18 protein-coding genes are annotated in these 20,127 nt (G+C 49.2%); 6 read left to right on the forward strand and 12 right to left on the reverse strand.

What is annotated here, in order from left to right:
• Positions 1–92: 92 nt before the first annotated feature.
• Complete coding sequence (locus FD25_RS13730; protein WP_057804813.1) at positions 93–287, reverse strand: hypothetical protein; 195 nt, start codon at positions 285–287, stop codon at positions 93–95.
• Positions 288–653: 366 nt separating this feature from the next.
• On the opposite strand from FD25_RS13730, the gene FD25_RS13735 reads away from it, so the two are divergent.
• Positions 654–992 (forward strand): hypothetical protein, encoded by a 339-nt coding sequence (locus FD25_RS13735; RefSeq protein ID WP_057804814.1) that lies wholly within the window; start codon positions 654–656, stop codon positions 990–992.
• Positions 993–1,047: 55 nt separating this feature from the next.
• Here FD25_RS13735 and FD25_RS13740 read toward each other — a convergent pair whose 3' ends face one another.
• From FD25_RS13740 to FD25_RS13780, 9 genes are all read right to left on the reverse strand, one after another.
• Complete coding sequence (locus FD25_RS13740) at positions 1,048–1,773, reverse strand: helix-turn-helix transcriptional regulator (RefSeq protein WP_057804815.1); 726 nt, start codon at positions 1,771–1,773, stop codon at positions 1,048–1,050.
• A 179-nt stretch (positions 1,774–1,952) separates the two neighbouring features.
• Positions 1,953–2,846, reverse strand: a complete 894-nt coding sequence (gene sdaAA / locus FD25_RS13745) for an L-serine ammonia-lyase, iron-sulfur-dependent, subunit alpha (RefSeq protein ID WP_057804816.1) — start codon at positions 2,844–2,846, stop codon at positions 1,953–1,955.
• 13 nt (positions 2,847–2,859) lie between these two features.
• Positions 2,860–3,519, reverse strand: a complete 660-nt coding sequence (gene sdaAB, locus FD25_RS13750) for an L-serine ammonia-lyase, iron-sulfur-dependent subunit beta (protein ID WP_057804817.1) — start codon at positions 3,517–3,519, stop codon at positions 2,860–2,862.
• Positions 3,520–3,588: 69 nt separating this feature from the next.
• Positions 3,589–4,644 carry a PTS sugar transporter subunit IIC gene (locus tag FD25_RS13755; RefSeq protein ID WP_057804818.1) on the reverse strand — a complete coding sequence of 352 codons (1,056 nt, stop codon included), beginning with the start codon at positions 4,642–4,644 and terminating at the stop codon, positions 3,589–3,591.
• Positions 4,645–4,977: 333 nt separating this feature from the next.
• The gene (serS, locus tag FD25_RS13760) at positions 4,978–6,249 is read right to left on the reverse strand and encodes a serine--tRNA ligase (RefSeq protein ID WP_057804819.1); all 1,272 of its coding nucleotides are present in this window, start codon (positions 6,247–6,249) and stop codon (positions 4,978–4,980) included.
• Between the two features lie 653 nt (positions 6,250–6,902).
• The gene (locus FD25_RS13765; RefSeq protein ID WP_057804820.1) at positions 6,903–7,247 is read right to left on the reverse strand and encodes a thioredoxin family protein; all 345 of its coding nucleotides are present in this window, start codon (positions 7,245–7,247) and stop codon (positions 6,903–6,905) included.
• A gap of 161 nt (positions 7,248–7,408) precedes the next feature.
• The gene (locus FD25_RS13770; RefSeq protein WP_057804821.1) at positions 7,409–8,683 is read right to left on the reverse strand and encodes an NAD(P)H-dependent oxidoreductase; all 1,275 of its coding nucleotides are present in this window, start codon (positions 8,681–8,683) and stop codon (positions 7,409–7,411) included.
• A gap of 16 nt (positions 8,684–8,699) precedes the next feature.
• Entirely contained in the window at positions 8,700–9,308 is a 609-nt protein-coding gene (locus FD25_RS13775) for an NADPH-dependent FMN reductase (RefSeq protein WP_057804822.1), read from the reverse strand.
• Between the two features lie 88 nt (positions 9,309–9,396).
• Positions 9,397–10,308, reverse strand: a complete 912-nt coding sequence (locus FD25_RS13780) for an FAD:protein FMN transferase (protein WP_057804823.1) — start codon at positions 10,306–10,308, stop codon at positions 9,397–9,399.
• A gap of 226 nt (positions 10,309–10,534) precedes the next feature.
• Here FD25_RS13780 and FD25_RS13785 point away from each other — a divergent pair, with 226 nt between their 5' ends.
• The 4 genes from FD25_RS13785 to FD25_RS13800 all read left to right on the forward strand — a co-directional run bounded on the left by FD25_RS13785 (position 10,535) and on the right by FD25_RS13800 (position 15,267).
• Positions 10,535–11,074, forward strand: a complete 540-nt coding sequence (locus FD25_RS13785) for a hypothetical protein (RefSeq protein ID WP_057804824.1) — start codon at positions 10,535–10,537, stop codon at positions 11,072–11,074.
• Positions 11,075–11,202: 128 nt separating this feature from the next.
• Complete coding sequence (locus FD25_RS13790) at positions 11,203–13,056, forward strand: heavy metal translocating P-type ATPase (RefSeq protein ID WP_057804825.1); 1,854 nt, start codon at positions 11,203–11,205, stop codon at positions 13,054–13,056.
• Positions 13,057–13,092: 36 nt separating this feature from the next.
• Positions 13,093–13,413, forward strand: a complete 321-nt coding sequence (locus FD25_RS13795) for an ArsR/SmtB family transcription factor (RefSeq protein WP_057804826.1) — start codon at positions 13,093–13,095, stop codon at positions 13,411–13,413.
• Between the two features lie 372 nt (positions 13,414–13,785).
• Positions 13,786–15,267 (forward strand): glycoside-pentoside-hexuronide (GPH):cation symporter, encoded by a 1,482-nt coding sequence (locus FD25_RS13800; RefSeq protein WP_057804827.1) that lies wholly within the window; start codon positions 13,786–13,788, stop codon positions 15,265–15,267.
• A gap of 900 nt (positions 15,268–16,167) precedes the next feature.
• Here the strand turns inward: FD25_RS13800 and FD25_RS13805 are convergent.
• Positions 16,168–17,748, reverse strand: a complete 1,581-nt coding sequence (locus tag FD25_RS13805; protein WP_057804828.1) for an FGGY-family carbohydrate kinase — start codon at positions 17,746–17,748, stop codon at positions 16,168–16,170.
• A 158-nt stretch (positions 17,749–17,906) separates the two neighbouring features.
• Positions 17,907–18,683: an SDR family oxidoreductase gene (locus FD25_RS13810; protein ID WP_057804829.1), complete on the reverse strand. Its 777-nt coding sequence runs from the start codon at positions 18,681–18,683 to the stop codon at positions 17,907–17,909.
• A 224-nt stretch (positions 18,684–18,907) separates the two neighbouring features.
• Between FD25_RS13810 and FD25_RS13815 the strand changes: the two genes are divergently transcribed.
• Entirely contained in the window at positions 18,908–20,014 is a 1,107-nt protein-coding gene (locus FD25_RS13815; RefSeq protein WP_057804830.1) for an ROK family transcriptional regulator, read from the forward strand.
• Positions 20,015–20,127: the final 113 nt, after the last annotated feature.

A 20,127-nucleotide genomic window follows, 5' to 3' on the forward strand; every position in this document is an offset into this window, starting at 1 on the left:
TATAGACTGGACTGAACCGGAGACTGAATCAGAATCCATCATCATGCACCTCTTCTATTTAACTTTTTATTGGTATTTTTTAACCTTGGTGATTACATATTGACGGCTAACAACTGATCCATCTGACCATTCGTCATATTTAGTTCTCGTAATCTAAGAAGCGTTTCTTTTAAATTCTCATATTCAGCTTCTGTATACAACCGATTGTCAATCTCAATATCGTAGTCCGCCATGATGGTAAACAACTCTCGATTCAACTTTTTTTGAATATCTTTCTTGGTTAACATAGGCAACGCCCTCCCTTTAAATTAATCATAATTCTATCACATAAATCCAGGATTACCAGGGATTTAAATGATTTGATAAATCTTTCTCAGTCACAAGTAACGGCTACCATTTGCGCCATTAGGAAGCGTAAATCCTTTTACTTATCGTTCGCTAACTCGCTTCTTTTATTAAAATGATAATGCATATAAATGTAAGCTTTATAAACATTTAATAATAAAATCTCATAATTGATAGAAACTTTTCTCAGTAAAACCTCATAAACCCTATAACGACGCGGTTTACCTTTTTTAACCTTAAAAGTGGCGGGTTTACGTTCCTACAATTTATGCTATACTGCTTTTAATCTAAATCTGGGGGTGAGTTTTATGACGATTATTAATATCATTGGACCGTTTTGTTTAACCGCTGTGATCGTCTTGGTGATCTATCACCAAATTCTCTGGGGCATGAAGCAAGGTTCCCCAATCACAGCACTGATTTTTCCCGTTGGTTACGCCGTCTTTAGCCCCCTCCTCACGTTTGCCCTAGTCGGCGTGACTAATCAAAGTCTTCTATTCGCTGGTTCTCAACTCATCGTGGCTTACTGGTTATACTGGATCTATCAATGGGGCCAACAACACCCCCAAAAGCCCCATACACCGCACCAAGTCATGAATGACCGCCATCCGTTAACCCTGGCTCAACGCAACGATAAAACCAAATAATCTGTGACGACAAAAGTGGCCGAAGACCAACGTCTTCGACCACTTTTGTCGTCACCTATTTGTTTTTAAGTTCTTCATCTTTAACCACTTGCAGATAACGATACACACTGGGATCCGAAACGTGTAAGACTTTCGCTAGTTCACTCACGGCATCCTTTAATAGGAAGTAACCCTGATGATACAGACTGCGGACAATCTCTAACTTGTCCTCACGCTTCAGGTAATCCACCGAGACGCCGTGCCGAGCACAGGTACTTTGCGTGACTTCCTTAGCCAGGTCGTTGATCGACGTGGTCAGGTGTTCCGGTTCAACGTCTTCTGTGGTTGCTTCGGTAGCTGGAGCGCCCTTGGTTTTATAAATCGTTGGGGAGTTCAAGTGCTTGTAGTTCGTCAACACCTTGATGACTTGTTCCTGAAGCGTATCCAGGTCACTATCATCCGTGTTGATGCAGATCATCCCCACAATCTCACCGTGTTGTCGTAAAAAGAACGTGGATGAGCGTAAGGGGTAGTCCCCGTGGGAAACTCCCTTGTAATTAGCCAGATAATCCCGCTTTTCGTCCTTGCCCGCCTTCATGGTGCGCAAAGCTAAATCCGTCGCTGGATCGCCCACTTGGCGGTGGGAAATATGGGCGTTGCGAATTGCCACTACAGAATGATTTAAATCGGTTAAATCGTTGAGTACCACTTCACTATTCGGCCCCAAAATATCAGCTAAGAACTCAACAAAAGGGATAAATTCACGAACATAGTTCTGTTCCTCCGTTAAATATTGCTGCATTATTCATCGCCTCACTAAAATGACTCGGTCGTTAACATCTCGTTATGTGTTCCGTTTATATTATTTTATCATACTAATAAAATAATTGTGTGAAATTTACTAGGTGATAAAAAAGAAAGCAACCTTATGAGTCTTATCGGGCTGCTTTCTCTTCATCACTCTGATAATTTAACAGTCAGTTAAGCTTTAGCTTCAACTGATTTACCAAAGATCTTTTCCTTCATCCGAACACCAGTAGGCGTTGCGGCTAAGCCACCCAAACCGGTTTCACGTAAGGTGGAAGGTAAGCCCTTACCAACTTTATCCATGGCTGCAACCACTTCATCGGCAGGAATCTTGTTGGTGCAACCCGCTAAGGCCATGTCAGCAGCAATCAAGGCGTTCCCCACCCCGATGGCGTTCCGCTTAACACATGGTAATTCAACCAAACCAGCAACTGGGTCACACACTAACCCTAACAAGTTACTAATGGCCATTGCTAAGGCTTCGGCACTTTGTTCTGGGGTCCCACCGGCAATTTCAACCGCCGCAGCGGCACCCATGGCAGAGGCACTCCCAACTTCGGCTTGACAACCACCGGTAGCACCGGCGATCCCAGCGTTGTTGGCCAAGACCATCCCAAAGCCCCCTGCAGTGAAGAGGAACTGGATCATTTGATCGCGAGTTAAGTCTAAGCGATCCTTTAAGGTAAACAGCATTCCTGGTAAGGTACCTGAAGAACCGGCCGTTGGCGTCGCACAGATAACCCCCATGGAAGAGTTTACTTCGTTGGTGGCCACCGCGTTTTGAACGGCTTGCATCATCAAGTCACCGGATAACGTCTTCTTGTCAGACCGATAGTTCTTGATCTTAACGGCTTCCCCACCGGTTAAACCGGTCTTGGAGAAGACCCCTTCGCCTTCGGCACCCTTCTTAACGGAGGCAGCCATGATGTCGAGGTTCCGGCCCATAGCATCCCAAATTTCTTCGCGGGTGTTGTGGGACGTGTCCATTTCTTGTTCAATCACTAGTTCATAGATAGGTTTCTTGGTCTTCTTAGCAGCATCGACTAATTCAGCTACGCTCATGTACATGATTGATTACCTCCTACAAGTAAACTAAGTTGGTATTGTTCTTAGCCAGTTCCTTAACCTCTTCAGGCTTTAAACGCCGGTCCAAATCGTATTCGAACAGGTCGCCTTTAGCGGATTGGTATTGTTTCTTTTCGTTAACCTTCGTCAACGCCGACAATTGATCAGTGACGTTTTGTTGGTCAACTTCACTACCAGGAACTAATAAGATTGGAAGTGGACCCTTAGGCTTGATGTCAAAGCCGTTCATCTTGATGCCCCGGATTTCGATGGTCCCCCCACCGATGGAGCACCCAGCAATCGTAACTTCTTTGCCATCTTTACTATTGGATAATTCAATGATGGCGGTGTTCGGGTGATTGATTGGACTGTCTTCAGGTTCTTCAATGAAGGTAATGTTGATGCCTTGATCACGGGCTAAGCCAATGGCGTAAGGCACACGGCTGTCGTCCGGTTCAAAGCCCAGGATCCCACTAATAATCGCGTAGTCGGTTCCGTGACCCTTGTGCGTTTGGGCAAAGGATTCGTAATAGTGTACCACGATATCCGTTGGCGTTTCTTGGAAAATACTGTTGGCTGCCCGGCCAATGGCACAGGCACCAGCGGTATGGGAACTAGATGGACCAATCATAATCGGGCCAATGATATCAAAAACACTCTTATAATTTACAGTCATCTGAAACTCCTCCTGTCATCACATTACAGTTTTTAGATTACAATCTAACATATTGAATTAAACGAAAGGTTAAGCTTTGGCCGTCTTGTCGTCCTTTTCAGCCAATTCATCGTCTTCACGAATTTCAGCAACCGTGTGAATCTTGAAGTTGCGGAAGACGTAAGCGCCGATGTAAGCCCAGATCGTACTGTTGACCAGGATTAAGATCACGGCGATCAGTACCTTCATCATTGGGTTCATCCCGAAGACCACGATCAAGCCGGCCCATGGGGTGGCCATCCCAGTGACGTTCACGACTAATCCAAAGGCCGTGACAATAATACCATTAATGGCACCCGCAATCGCGTTGGTTGTAAAGATCGGAATTGGATTGGCAGCAATGATATCAATCTGAGTCAAGGGTTCAATGGTTACGGCTAAGGTCGTTGAGCTATCCCCAAACTTCATCTTCCGGAAGAAACTGAAGTTTAAGAACGAGTTCCCGGTACAGCCTAACGCCCCAATGGCCATCGGCACACCGACTAATCCAATCAAACTGGTCAGAACCATGGAGGACAGTGGCGTCATCCCAACCAACGGAATGATTGCCCCGAGGACGGCACCCATGACGTAAGGGTTCCCGGCTTCGGCAGAAACGATGGTGTCCCCGATCAAGTGCAAGATGACTAAGACCCCTGGGGAGATTAAGTCGGCCAAGATGTTAACCAGGATTGGTCCAACTAAAACGACAACGATTAAATCCAAACCATCGGTCACACGTTTTTGAATTTCCTTAATAAGGAAGGAAACGATGTAAGCGGCAATAAATGCTGGAAGCAATTTAAACTTTAATAATGAAACACCTAATAAAATGGAGAAAACGGGACTAATTCCGAAAGCTAACGGCACCAAGGAACCGGCGGCTAACCCACCCATGGAACCCATCGTGTCCCCAATTTGTTTAACAAAATCTATGTGGAAAACCCCACCAATAGCGTAACTCAAGAATGCCTGTGGTAGGAACGTAGCACAAGCGGCCCCAGAAAGAGCACTAACGGCCTTCTTACCTTTTGGCGCTTTGAAGGTGAAGAGGGTCATGACGGCGATAACGGCCAGTAAGACCAGTACCCCTAATATGATCTGCATGATAATTCCTCCTAAGTGGTATGTGGTATGTAGTATCCGTAACCAAGACCTACGGGTTAGTCATCCGGAATTGTGATTGACGTCACGTTCCTAACCATGTAAGCCCTATCACTTTACAAATAGAATATTATCATCAATATAAAAGTTCTGCATTAAGATAAAATTAAATCATTAGAATAAATTAATTTAAAATGAAAAAATAATGGCAAAACGATTATAATCAATCGTTTTGCCATTATTTTTAAGTTTGTCAAAGCCTTGTGACTCTAGCAAGTAGAACAATTTGCATCAGAAGCTCTCGTCGACTGATAACAAATTATCCTCATAATAATTTTATTTAATAACGGTCATGCCGCCCATGTATTTCTGCAAAGGTTCTGGAATCTTAACGGTGCCGTCGGCTTGTTGATAATTTTCCAAGATGGCAGCAACCGTCCGGCCAACGGCTAAACCAGAGCCGTTTAACGTGTGGACGTATTCAACGGTGCCATCAGCCTTCCGGTAACGAATCATTGCCCGCCGTGCTTGGAAGTCCAGGCAGTTGGAGCAAGAACTGATTTCCCGGTAAACGTTTTGTTCTGGCATCCAAACTTCAACGTCGTAAGTCTTAGCGGATGAGAACCCGGTGTCCCCAGTGGACAAGGTAATCACGTGGTATGGCAGCTTCAATTCGCGTAAGACTTCTTCAGCGTTATCGGTCAGCTTTTCCAATTCATCGTAAGAATTTTCTGGCTTACAGAACTTCACCATTTCAACCTTGTGGAATTGGTGCATCCGGATCAAGCCCCGGGTGTCACGGCCGGCACTCCCAGCTTCGGAACGGAAGCAAGGGGTCATCGCCGTGAAGTAGGTTGGTAGTTGATCTTCGTCTAAGATTTCGTTGGCGTAGTAGTTGGTCAGCGGAACTTCGGCCGTTGGGATCAGCGTTTCGCCGGTAGTTTCAACGGTGTAAACGTCTTCCTTGAACTTAGGGAATTGACCAGTCCCAAACATGGTCTTGGCGTTAACCAAGTATGGTGGAATGATTTCGTGATAACCTTGTTTTTGTGTATGCAGGTCTAACATGAAGCAGTAGACGGCCCGTTCCAACTTCGCACCAGCATCTTTATAGTAGACAAACCGTGCGCCAGAAACCTTAGCGGCCCGTTCGAAGTCCAAGATGCCTAAGCTTTCACCGAGTTCCCAGTGAGCTTTAGGTTCAAAGTCAAAGGTTGGAATCGTGCCCCACTTACGGTCTTCGACGTTACTTGCGTCATCGGGACCAACGGGAATATCATCGGCTGGCAAGTTCGGGAACCGAACGGCTAAGTAGTGCAACCGTTCTGCCACTTCTTCTTGGGCAGCTTCCGTAGACTTAATATCACCATTTAAGGTCTTCACCTTTTGGATCAAGGCTTTTCCTTCGTCGGATTGTGGATCAGCTTGGCTGACCTGCCGGCTCAGATCGTTCTTTTGTTTCTTCAACGTTTCGGATTTCGTAATCGCATCCCGATTTTGTTGGTCAAGCGTCAGGTATTCATCGATTTCGTTAGGATCGACGCCCCGAGTTTGTAACTTGGTTTTTACGATATCAGCATGGGTACGAACATATTTAGGATCTAACATAGACAGAACTCCCTTTCCAAAATGATGATATTAAAAACGCCCCATGATCTGCATATCTACAGATCATGGGACGTCTGATTAACTAATCAACGTGGTACCACCCAACTTCGCATCCAAATGAAGATGCGCTCAACGAGTATAACGCCTCACCGTGACCCCTTCGTTCGGAGCCATGCGCTTAGATAATGGATTCGACGTTTCCGATTTACCAACTCCCAGCAGTCGTTGGCTCTCTGTATAACCGGATGAAATCTACTAGTTATCATGTTCGCGCTTTCAATTTACACGTATAATGTACCGCCTCCGTTGGGGGTTGTCAATCACATTTTATAAGACCCCTGCGGTTTTAGAATTTTTTATCAGTCGATTTAAGCGCTTTAATCCATTTTTAATTTATGCTGAAAACGACTGGGGCTGTAAGTAAAAGCCAGGCCGTTTTCAGCAACGACCTGGCTCCAAAAAACATGTGATTATTTTTTCAAAAAATATTTTTTATCAGTCTTTTTACCGGATTTTTTTAGCTCCTAGCTGCTATTTTCCCCTAGCCAGATGTCTTGTTTGTGCGTTGTTCCACAAAAAAATCTTGTCCGTTTGCCACTAACGAGCTAAATCAGTTGACGCTGCCTTAACCCCAACCGGTTAGTGTGGCACCCTTAGTTTTCCGTTGGAAGCGACTGGGCAGCCAACACCCGATCAAGGGCCGCCGCAAACAATGGCTTAGGCCGTGCCCCGACTAACCGGTCAATCACCTGACCATCCCGCATCAGTAAAAACGTGGGGATCCCTTGGACCTGGAACTGGTTAGCCATTTGCTGGTCATGATCAACGTTCAAGGACACAAAGGTTGCGCGCTGACCATAATTTTGATCTTGCGAAAGGTCCTTTAAGATTGGGTCCATCATTTTGCACGGTGGGCACCAATCCGCCCGAAAATCGACCACCGTGACACCGTGAGCCGTTTCCGTTGCAAACGTTGCATCGTGAATTTCCTTAATCATCTCTCCATCTTCCTTTCTAAAATCAGCTGTTATTTTGCCTACCAATTGGTAGATGATTTAGTTACTATACCCCCATAGGTATAATTCGTCAACGCTAACGTTTCGCCCACCAAAAAAGGCCGCCCTCAATTGGCGGCCTTTTAACGGCTCTTGGTATTTAATTAATCATTAATCGACGCACCTGAATCTGCATCGGTCTCCGGGGTCTTCGGTTCTGGCACATCTGCCGTTGGCGCCGCCTCATCAACCGACGCACTGGACGTTGTATCCGCAGCCGGTTCATTCGCGTCAACCGACGCACTAGTCGTCGCATCGGGATTCCCTTCCAGCTTTTGGCCCGTCTTTGCGAGGTACCACTTAACGGTTGGCATGATGTCTTGAACGTACTCGTTGACCCCCATGTAATTGCCCTGTTCGTCATGCATCGCACGGTAGTAGTGCACCACGTACTTGTCCGCGTTGTTGCCGGGAACCGGCATGCTGACCTCTGGGACCTGCCCCGTCCGTAAGGCGTGAATAACTTCCTTGACGTGCTTGATGACGCGTGGATTCTTCGGGTGAACCATGGACAATGGATTCCCCGCTTGGGCCGGTGTCCGGGCCGCCAGCATCTTTTCGGCCGGAGCCATCTTATTGTAGTAGATAAATTGATTATTACTATCGGCGTAGGTCAACTCTAACGGCATCGAGTTCAGAAAAGCGTTCAGTTGGTCGACCGTTAACAAGCCCCGATCCAACTTGACGTAATCGTTCCCCGAAGCCGCGTGGGTCTTTTCGGCAGCCTGTTCAACCCAGTCGGGCGCGTCCATGTCTACGCCTTCAACCGTGGTTGAAATCTTACCGTTGGCCCCCAAGTCTTCGTTCTCGGCCCCCGTATCTTGCGGGTGCTTCATGGTGTTGATGACCGTCACGAACTTCACGAACTTTTGTAATGTGGATTGCAGGAAGTTCACGGTTCCGGCATCCTTTAGATTGTCATTTTCGTCAAACGCTTTTTTGACTTCGCCCAACAAAAATTCGTTCCCCGGCAGCACGACCGCGTTCACCCCGGGCGCTTCCAGGATTTGCCGTAAGTTCAGTTGGGCCCGTGAAGAGCCCTGATCGTAGTAGGAAGCCCCCACAATCATAATTGGCTTGCCGTCCAGTGGGTGAATCTTATACGACAACCATTCGATCACGCTCTTGAGGCTGGCCGTGGTGGTATGGTTATGTTCCGGCGTGGCGATAATGACCCCGTCCGCACTTTCGATTTTGCGTTTCAGGTATTGGATCGCGTCACTTTCGGTCTGATCATCACTTTCGTTAAACAGTGGCACGTCCTTGATGTCCAACATTTCGATGTCCGCTAAGTCACCAAAGTGCGTCGCCATGTACTTCAACAAAATCCGATTATACGATTTATCGGCCACTGAGCCAGCAATTCCTACTAATTTCATGCGTTTTCCGCTCCTTTTACAACTTATTCCAGTCAAAGTTCTGGGTATCTTTTTGATTAAGATCCTTTGCGTTGTTCAGATGACCCGACACCGTCACAAAGGTTTGGAAGTCCTTAAAGAGGCCATCTAATTGGGCCACCTTATCGGCATCCTTCAGGTTACCCTGGTCGTCAAACGCATCTAGTGAATGCCCCAAGAGGTATTCGGAGCTGGGCATGATCCGGGCCCGGAGTTCTGGTGAGTCCAGGATCTGCCGCAAATGGGCCTGTGCCCGCGAAGACCCCAACGACCCGTACGACGCGCCCACAATCATCACGGGTTTGTCCACGAACGGGTGCACCCGGTGCGATAACCATTCCAGCGCGTTCATTAGTGAGGAAGGCACCGCGTGATCGTATTCTGGAGTCGCGATGATCACCCCGTCGGCCGCATCAATTTTCTTAGCCATCGCCAAGACAGGTGCGGGAACCGGACTGTTTTCGGGCTTGTTAAATAACGGCAGATTAGTAATTTCCATGAGCTCGATTTCGGCTTGATCGGCAAAATGCTGCTTCATGAATTGGAGTAGCGTTCGGTTTGTTGACACCTTTGCGTTGGTCCCAACCATTGCCACAAATTTATTCATTATAGACCGCTCCTTTAAACGTAGGGGAATTCGCGGTTCACACCGCTTGTCTCTATTGTAACCGCTTTTATATACTATAGCAATATTTTCACAAAATCGAGGAATAAATTTGACCCGTCTGAGTAATAATAATCCCTTCAATCCCCGGAGTACGGCGTAACAGGGTCATTGCCGCCGTAACGGATTGACCGAATAATCGGGTCGTCCAAAGCTCACCAGTGATCGATTTCGCCGAAATAATGGTCACACTGGCCATTTCAGTGGGCATCGGGTAGCCGGTCACCGGATCCAAAACGTGGTGATAAGTCCGACCGTCTGCGTGTAATTGTCGTTCATAAATCCCCGACGTCACGACTGATTTATCCCGGACACTAACAACTAGTCGGTTTTGACCGCGCGGTTTGGCGGGGTCTTGAATCCCGATCCGCCACTGCTGATCGGCGTGACGCACCTGGGGACCGAACACCACGACGTTGCCCCCCAGGTTAATCAACCCGGCCGTCACCCCCACGTCCGTAAAATAGGTATGGAGTAGATCTGCAATGTAACCCTTGGCGATGGCCCCTAAGTCTAGGGTCATCCCCGGCTGGGTCAGATAAACCGTCAACTGCTGGGGATCGAGCTGAATATCCGCGGGATCCGTCAACCGTAACGCCGCTTGAATCTCGGCGTCGCTGGGCTTACGAGCGTCGTTAAACCCGATTCGCCAGGTCTGCACCAACGGGCCAATCGCGATGTTCAAGTGCTCGGCTGTTTCGGCGCTGTGCTCACGACCGATGCGAATCAAATCAAAGAGTTCGGCATCCACCGGCACCGGACGCTTACCAGCCTGGTGGGCAATCGCCATCAGTTCCGACGTATCGTCGTTGGCGCTGAATCGATGCTCATAGATTTCCAACCGTCGCACGGCCTCGGCCAACACGGTTTGTGGGTACGGGTGCGTAATCGTCAACGTGATAACCGTTCCCATTAAATGCACCACTTGGGTGGCCATTGGCATGGCACCACCTCCTTCACCGTTATCGTACCCGAATTCACCGAAAATTTAAAGGATTATGGTAACGATTTCACATCAACACCATAATGACCCTCAACTACCCGTTTTTCCGTTGCCCGGTTTCCGTTCAGAAGTTGACGAACGCCCCACAATAGCCTATCTTTATGGGTATGTAGCATTAGCATTCATTATCAGTTCCGGCCCTTATGGCCGTTGAAGGAGTTTATTCATGGCTAAATTACGCATCTCTCGTTTCACCACCAAGGTTCTCATGGGGTGGTGTGTGCTCTTATTCGTCGTCCTGTTGGCACTAGGGTTCTCCCACTTGGTAGAACCGCACGCCATCACCCTTCACGCCCTAACCCTAAATGGCTTTCTGGCCAGCATTCTCATGGGGTTACGCGTGATTGTCTTGTTCTTGGTCTTTTCGACCATCCCCATGCGTTGGCCCATCACACTACTGGCCTTCATGACCCTGACCATCGGGGTCGTGGCCACCTACCAGTTCATTACCGTTGTTTTGGCCGGTAACTTTCTGGTCATGTTCCTTTACCTGATTTTCGTGATTGCCTTCTTGGTTTTACTTTACACGGCCATCCTGATGACCAGTGAAACCATCATCCATAATGATTGGGAAAAGGGCGGCAGTTACCTCAAGCACTGGGGGTTGGCCCTGCTGAACAGCATTCGCCAATACAGTCTGCCCCTCTTGATCAGCCTGGTTATTTCCAGTCTGGCACTGACCCTCACTAATTCCGTCACTTTCTAAACTAAACCCGATACGCGCAGCGGATTTCGATCCCCTGCGCGTTTTTTGCGTTGCAAAATAACCGGTTTCATGATATAAATGAATTAACATATGAGCATACATAGATATTAAAAAAGGAGGAATATCTGATGCATTCTAATAAGCTCGCGCCACTCGCGTACCTCGCCGGTTTAGGCCTCTTTGGACTCAGCTTCTTCTTGCCCGGCAGTGGTCGACCAATTGGCTTCTTAGCCGCTACGGCGCTTGCCGGGTACCACATTGTGATCGAAGGGGTCGGTGAAACCATCACCGATAGTCGCGCCCAACACAAGTTTGCCCCCAACATTCATATTTTAATGTTCCTGGCCGCTCTCGGGGCCATCCTCATCGGTAGTTTCGAGGAAGCCGCCCTGCTGATCCTCATTTTTGCCGGAGCCCACTTCCTCGAAGAGTACGCCGAAGGGAAAAGTCAACGGGAAATCACGGCGTTATTGGACCTTAACCCGGTCGAGGCCCGACGGTACGATGCGACCGGGGCCATTGAGGTGGTCCCGGTCGGTGACCTGGCCGTCGGTGACCGGCTGCAAGTTTTAAATGGGGGGCAGGTGCCCACCGACGGCACCATTATTAAGGGAACGGCCACGTTAAACGAGGCCGCGATTACCGGCGAAAGTATTCCCCAGGAAAAGACCGTCGACGCCCCCGTCTTCGGTAGTACCATCAACGGTGACTCAACCTTCGAAATGGTGGTCACCAAGGACGCCCAAGACACGGTGTTTGCCAAAATCTTACAACTCGTTCAGGAGTCCCAACAGTCCTTAGGTAAAACGGCCACCAAAATCAAACGCTTTGAGCCCCTTTACGTGACGACCGTGCTGGTCTTGCTACCAGTGGTCTTCCTGGTCGGGGTTGGGGTCATCCACTGGTCCGTTGCGACCAGCATCTACCGAACCATCGTGTTTCTCATCTCGGCTTCCCCGTGTGCGCTTGCGGCCGCTGCGGTGCCCGCAACCTTATCGGGGCTCTCTAATCTGGCCCGGCACGGGGTGCTCTTCAAGGGTGGCGCCTACTTAAACCAGCTGGCTGAGCTCCAAGCGGTCGCCTTTGACAAGACCGGGACTCTCACCGCCGGTCAGCCCATGGTAACCGACGTCGCGTTTACGACCGGTGCCAACCCCGACGAGTTGGTCAACCAACTCGTCGCCATGGAACGGCAAAGTAACCACCCGTTAGCCACCGCCATCGTCGCCCACTTTACCCCTACCGCAAACCTGGACATCACCGTCACGAATCAACTCGGTCGCGGGCTGGAAAGTCAGATCGACGGCCAGACCGTTCGCATCGGTAAACCGACCAGCTTTACGGCGGTTCCCCACGACTTACAACGTCAGTGTGACGACTTAGCCGCCGCGGGAAAAACCGTGATCTTCGTGGCCGTCGACGACCAGGTTCAAGGTCTAATCGCTCTGATGGACGTGCCGAATCCGGCTTCTAAGGCCGCCATCGACTACTTCAAACGCCAACGAATCCACACCCAGATGATTACCGGTGACGCCCAACTGACGGGCCAGGCCGTGGGGGCCGCGTTAGGCGTCGACGAGGTCGCGGCTAACGTCCTCCCCGAAAACAAAGCAACAATTATTGACCAACAAAAGCAACGTTACGCGACGGTCGCCATGGTTGGTGACGGGGTCAACGACGCCCCAGCGCTGGTTAAAGCCGACATTGGTGTGGCCATGGGTGATGGGACCGACGTGGCCATTGACGTGGCCGATACCGTCCTGATGCAAAACGACCTCTCCAAGTTAACCTACGCGCACCGGTTGTCCAAACGGCTAAACCAAATCATCTGGACAAACCTTATCTTTGCCCTGGCAATCGTGGTATTATTAATTGTGCTGAACTTTTTAAGCATCACCAATATTGCTTGGGGCGTGGTGGTTCACGAGGGTAGTACCTTACTCGTGATTCTAAACGGCCTACGCCTCCTGATGTTTAAATAACCTCGGCTTAATTTTTAAACCATTGGGGGTTTCACCATGACGACCGAACCATCCAGCGACCCGGCATTACCCAGTGACAGTGAGTTACGCCCGGTTCTCTCTATCTTTAAAGCAATCAGTGAGCCCTCCAAGATGCGGATCATCCTCCTGATTGCCCATCAGTCCCTGAGTGTCGGGGAGATTACTAACCGCCTAGACATCAGTCAATCCGCGGTGTCCCACCATCTTCAGACCTTACGCCAGCTCAACCTGGTCACTAACGTCCGGGTGGGCCGCGAGATGCATTACCAAGTGACCGATCAACACGTCTTGCAGATCTTCGAACTGACCCGCAAGCACGTGCTCGAGGAATCCTAACCTTAACCCACGACTTTTACCGGCAACTGCTGGTAAAAGTCGTTTTTGTTTACGCTAAGTCTCCTTCACTCGGGCTAGACCAATTCCTGATTTCCCCTTTTCTGACCACAAATTCGTTACCGCCAGCCGCTTCTTTAGCACCGCAGAATCCCCTCATTGGTGCTGGAATTTTTTAGTAAACCCGCACTAAACTTCAACTTTACCAAAGTTTGACCAACCACTAAATCGCGTTGCCACTTCTGAATTGTGAAGAAAATAATTAGTTGAAAACGCTTGCAGAAAGCCATTACACAATATATACTTTATTCGTCAAGACGTTTTGTAAAAGTATTTTTTAAAATGACTTTCAAATCTAATCGAGGGGTGTTTTCAATGAAACAGTATCTCGCTTACGCGTTTGGCACGTTCGGACACGATGCCTTCTATAACACGCTAAGTATCTACTTCATGATGTTTTTAACCAGTCAACTCTTCACCGGCGGCGCCGACGAAAAGATGGTCGGCCTAGTCACGCTGATTGTCGTGATCATTCGGATCGGTGAAATCATGTTCGACCCGATGATCGGTGGTGTCGTCGACAACACCGAAACCCGCTGGGGCAAGTTCCGGCCGTGGATCATGGCCGGCTCCATCGTTGCCTCCATCGGTCTGATCGTGCTCTTCTCCGACTACGGTGGCTTAGCGTTCAGTAATCCGACCCTGTACCTAATTTTGTTAGCGGTTACTTTCCTAGTCATCGACGTTTTCTATTCCTTTAGTGACATTGCCTTGTGGTCCATGTTACCGGCTATCAGCATTGATACTAAGGTTCGGACCCGCTTCGGAACGGCTTCACGGTTGGGGTCCACGTTGGGGGCCCAGATCGTGATCGTAATCATCACGCCAGCCATTCTGTTGTTCTCCCACGTCTTCTCGAAAGTTCCTTACGGTCAACAAACCCACGCCGGCTGGTTTGGCTACGTCTTGATCGTCGCGTTGCTGTGTTCCGGTGGGGCCTTGATTACCTGCCTGAACATCAAGGAACAGGACAACCTGATTCGGAAAAACACGCAGCACACGAACTTAAAGGCCATCTTCAACGCCATTAAGAACAACACGCAACTCCTATGGATTGCGGCTTCTTACTTCCTCTTTGCCTTTAGTTACGTGGTCACCCAATCCCTGTTGATGTACTACTTCCGTTACCGGTTGGGGAACGTGGCCGCTTATACCTGGGTCGGGGTCATCACCTGTGTTCTCGGGGTCCTCTCCGTGTCCATCTACCCGTTACTCGAACGTTTGATTCACCGGAAGGCCATCTACATTGCCGGCATCGCCTTCATGTTGATCGGTTACCTGATCTTCCTGTTTGCCGGACAAAACTTGGCCATGGTGCTGGTCGCCGTGTCCTTCTACTTCTTCCCGTACCCGCTGATCTTCTTGGCCACGTTGATGACCATCACCGACAGTGTCGAATATGTCCAATTGGTCAACGGGACGCGAAACGAATCCGTAACGCTCTCCATCCGGCCACTGATCGACAAGTTAGCCGGTGCCGCCTCTAACGGGGTCGTTGGTTTGGTTGCCGTGGCCGTTGGGATGACCGGGAACGCCAAACCAGGTGACATCTCGGCCGCCGGGGTCTTCAAGTTCAACACGTTCATGTTCTACATCCCCATCGTGCTGCTGATCATCGCCGCCGTGATTTTCTTCTTCAAGGTCACGTTGACCGAAGCTAAGCACGCCGAAATCGTTAAGGAACTACGCAAGCGTTTGGAAAAACAAGACGCTGCCACGCCTAAGGCGACCTTAAACGATTCACAAAAAGCCACGCACGTCGCTTCATCCACGCAAATGGCCGATTCGCACAATTAACCGCTGGGTTCTACTTTGAACCACCTTTCCTTATCTTTCTATCCAACCTTCTAAAAACCGCCATCCAGTCTGTGAGCTGGGTGGCGGTTTTTGGTATCAATCCTAGCCGTCACGCCGTTGGCGGTAGTGCAGCCGGATTAACCACCTAAGACGCTGCTAACCGTTTTTGTCTGGGGTCCCGATAACTATCTTAAATTCACCAAAACGCTCAGGAGACCTATTTTATTGACCATCCCCGAGCTCACCACGCCGCTAATCAGAAATGGTTCCGTTCCTAATGGCTCGTTGCAGACGGTCGGGATTCTCCTAGTACTGTCTTGGTCACCATCTCTCAGGATACTTAGTGAGTCCCGTTAGCCGTGCCTACTACTCGTTTGCCAATAATTTTCTCTAGCGCATTGGTTCTGGTACCTTCTACCGAAAATTCACTAGTTCGTTAAGGCTCCCCACCACCGTCCGATTCCATAAATAAGTGTTCAGCACCAGCTTAACGTCCCCCGGCCACTATAAAGTCGTTTTCTCCAAGCTCTAGCCCCTTGCCGGACCTCACGCTACACCCATGTTTAAACCCATTAAGGAAGACTTCACCAAACAGCACTGGCGGCCCCTGAGGCTCGATTGGGTATCAATCAACTCATTTCCCAATCAAGCTCACTATCGTCCGGCTAAACGCAATCAGATACCTTCCTTCCCCGGCAGACAGTCAACGTAGCCCCACCAACCCAATCTAAGGCTCAACAATCTCCCTAAGCTACGTTCGACTAACTTTCACTAACGCAACTTCTACTAAGAACCGACTAAAATAGGCCCCATCCGGATCAGCACGTCCGGATGAGGCCTATTCATTAGGGTTTGTTTAAGTGTGAAAGAAGTTAAAAAGATGCTAATGGGAACCAGAGATTATTTTGCGCTAACGGGGTCTTTGTCGCTGGCCACGTTGGCGTCTAACTTGGCGAGCTTAGTGAGACCGTGCATGTCTCCGACTAAGTCCTGGTACAGCTTCCGGTACATCGTGTAGTACTGGTTGTAAACGGCGTGGCGCTTGGCGTCAGGTTCGACTGGGTCGCCGAGGACCTGCCACTTTTGAACGTCATCGACATCCAAGATGCCCGTACCAATTCCGGCTAACATCACGTCACCCAGGTTGGCTTCGGCGTCTTCGATTGGTGTCCGTACGGCGTAACCCGTGACGTCAGCAAACATTTGAACCCAGTCTTTAGAGTTCGTGACCCCACCGGCGATGATGATGTAATCGCCGAGGTCGCGACCCGTACTTTCGATACTGTGTCGTAGTGCGTAGCAGACGGCTTCCTGGAACGCGTGGTAGATGTGGGCCTTAGTGTGAACCAGTGACAGCCCGAAGATCAAGCCCTTAGCGTCGGAGTTCCAGATTGGGGCCCGTTCACCCATGAAGTAAGGTAAGACCACTAAGCCTTCACTACCAGGACCGATGTTTAACTTCTTGGCTTCCTTGTTCAACGCCACGTAGGCGTTATCGCCACCGGCCTTTTGCGCCGCCACTTCTTCTTGGGCAAACGTGTCGCGGAACCACTTGGTGATGGCGCCGGCCGTTGCGGACCCGGAGAAGTTGTAGACTAAGTTTTCAGACTTGTACGGGTACGGCCAAACGATCAGGCCCTGACCCTTAATCGGCTTTTCACTCACTAAGGCGGCGTTCATGGATTGACCAATGGCGGCCACGTATTTGCCGGGCTTGAAGACACCCATGCCGACGTTAGCGGCGCCGACGTCGACCCCACCGGAGATCACCGGTGTTCCGGCCAATAAGCCTAATTCCTTAGCGGCGTCGGCGGTCAATCCACCGACAATGGTCGTAGAATCCACGATTGGCATTGGCATCATGCTTTCGGGAACCCCCATGGCATCGAGCATTTCCTTAGACCAGGTGTTGGTGTTAACGTCGTAGAACCCACCCAGGTTACCGGCAGCGGTGTGGTCAATGGCCACTTTGCCAGTCAACTCGTAAATCGCGTAATTGGAAGGCGGCAAGAACATCCGCGTCTTCTTCCAGTTTTCGGGTTCGTGGTTCTTGATCCAAAGAATCTTGGTGTACCCGTAGTAAGGATCCACCACGTCGTTCCCGGTGATTTCGGTCAACCGGTCGCCGTCGATGTGTTCCTTGACCCAGGCAACTTCGTCTTCCGCCCGACGGTCCATCCAGATTAAGCACGGCCGGACTGGCTTCATGTGCTCGTCAACGGGAATCCCAGAACCCCCGTACAGACCACTAATGCCGACCCCTTTAATATCGTGAGGATCAACCCCCGCTTTTTCGACCGTCTTTTGGATGGACTTCTTCAAGCCATCGACCCAGACGCTAGGCCATTGTTCCGCCCAAAGTGGCTTAGGTGTCAACACGTCGTATTCTTCCAAGTCTTGCGCGATCAAGTGACCTTCCGTATCCATCAAGATACTCTTAGTCCCTGACGTCCCAATATCTGTTCCAATTAAATATTTCATGAGTAACCCTTCCTTCGGCAGTGCCGTTTTTCAAAGCTATAGGTGTGTGTAGCTTTCACCCGAATCAATCAAATTGATCAATCCATCACACACCTGGAGAAACGCAAAGGTGACGATAGTCGCATGATCGTCACCTTCAGTTCGTTAACGTGGACGCTTTACCAAGCGGTGAAGGCCCCGTCAACCAAGTAGTCGTCACCGGTACTGAATGAACTCGTGTCACCAGCCAAGTAAACGGCCATTCCTTGTAATTCGTCTGGACGACCTAAGCGGCCAAGTGGTGCCCAATCGTTCCAGGTCTTGATCAATGGCTTCAAGTCAGGTGAGCTCAAGGTCAAGTCCGTGCCCATGTAACCTGGGGAGATGGTGTTGACCCGGACACCCTTCTTCGCCCATTCGATTGCTAAGGACTTGGATAATTGGATAACCCCGTTCTTAGTGGCGTTGTACGAGCATTGTGGCTGTGGCCGGTTAACGATGTGAGCGGACATGGAAGCGGTGTTCACGATGGAACCGCCACCATTCTTTAGCATGTAACGACCAGCAGCTTGCGAGCAGAGGAAGACGGAGTTCAAGTTCAAGTTGACGACCTTCAACCAGTCCTTGTAGGACATGTCTTCGGCGGGGATGTTTAAGCACATACCCGCGTTATTGAAGGCAGCGTCTAACCCACCCAATTCCTTAACAACCGTTTCGACCATCTTTTGAACTTGGTCGGGATCAGTAACGTCGGTTGGGACGGCGATCACCTTTTGACCCGTGGCGTCCGCGATTTCCTTTGCGGTTGCTTGTGACTTGTCAGCGTTGATGTCAACGATGGCGATATCGGCACCGGCTTCAGCTAAACCAGTGGCCATGGACTTACCTAAACCTTGTGCCCCACCGGTAACGTAAATCTTCTTACCTTTGAGTGACATTCTGTCAAGAATACCCATTGTAGTTGCCTCCTAAGTAATTTGTTAACTAATTTTAAGTGTCATTAAAGCGCGTTTAGCAAAAGATTAAGTAGTTTTGTAAAATCGCTTTCCTTAATGCTCCTTAATCATATATCCAGATGTAACCGCTGTCAAGAGTTTTAGAAAACTATTTTATAAAACAAGTCTTCAGTTTTACAAAACGAGTTGAGATTAGGTATAATGACGGTATTGGAGGCGCAAACATGGCAAACGAGATTACCAATAATTATTCGCGAGTTTTTCAACTTATTTACAATCAAGATAAAATTTCCAAGCAAGAAATTGCCATTCAATTAAACCTCAGTCTCCCAACGGTGACCCATAACCTGAAACTTCTCATGAACAACGACCTCATCCGTAATGATGGGAAATTTAAATCTCAAGTGGGACGGCGGGCCGTCGCCTACTCGGTTTACGCCCGCAAACGCGTCTGTTTAGGCCTTGAGATGTTCAAAAATTACGTAACCATCACCGCAATCGATTTAAAGGGAACCGAGATTGCGTCCGACAAACTGCTGTTGGACTACTCGAATGACGATAACTATTTTCAGCAATTAGCGACTTGGATCAAGAGTTTTGCGACCGACTGTGGCCTCGTTGATGACCAAGTCATCGGTCTAGGCGTCGGCATTCAAGGTCTAATCTCCTACGATCGAACCACCGTTTTGTACGGTAAGATTTTGGATTGTACGGGCCTAAAGACCGCCCGGTTTGAACAGTTTCTTCCCTATAAGGTATCGTTTTTCCACGATGCCGACTGTGTCGCCTACGCGGAACACGATAAGTCCGACGACCATAAGGACACCATCTACTTATCCATCGGTGAGCATTTGGGGACGGCCATCATGATTAACGATCGCATCTATTCCGGTGAACAAGGCCGTAGCGGCACCATGGAGCACGTCACCTTCGTCGCCAACAGCGACCGTCTATGCTACTGCGGACGTCACGGCTGCGTGGAAACTTACGTGTCAATCAGTTCGCTACTCCACGACGATGAGAATTTAAACAACTTCATGGCCAGTCTGGCGCAAAATAAGGCTAACCGGGCGCGCTGGGAAACCTACCTGGACTACCTAGCCGAAGCCATCAATAATTTCCACATGTTTCTGGACAACCGCATTGTGATCGCCGGTGAATTATTGCAATTTATCAACGACCAAACTTTGGCCCAGCTTAAAGAACAAATTGCGAACTTAACGGCCTTTCCAGAGGATCGACCGTACTTACGCCTCGGGTCCGTCCTAAACCACCCCGTCGCTACGGGCGCCGCAATTCCGTTAATGGAACAATTTATTGAAAGTATTTAACTTAGAACGGGTGTTGTTTCACTAAAACGCCCGTTTTTCTTCAGCTAAAAATAGCAAAAAAAGAGTTCGGGACATAACTCGAGTTCTATAGAAAAACAGGAAGGAAATTCTCG

Origin of the sequence: Levilactobacillus acidifarinae DSM 19394 = JCM 15949 (assembly GCF_001434835.1) — a bacterium.
GTDB lineage: Bacteria > Bacillota > Bacilli > Lactobacillales > Lactobacillaceae > Levilactobacillus > Levilactobacillus acidifarinae.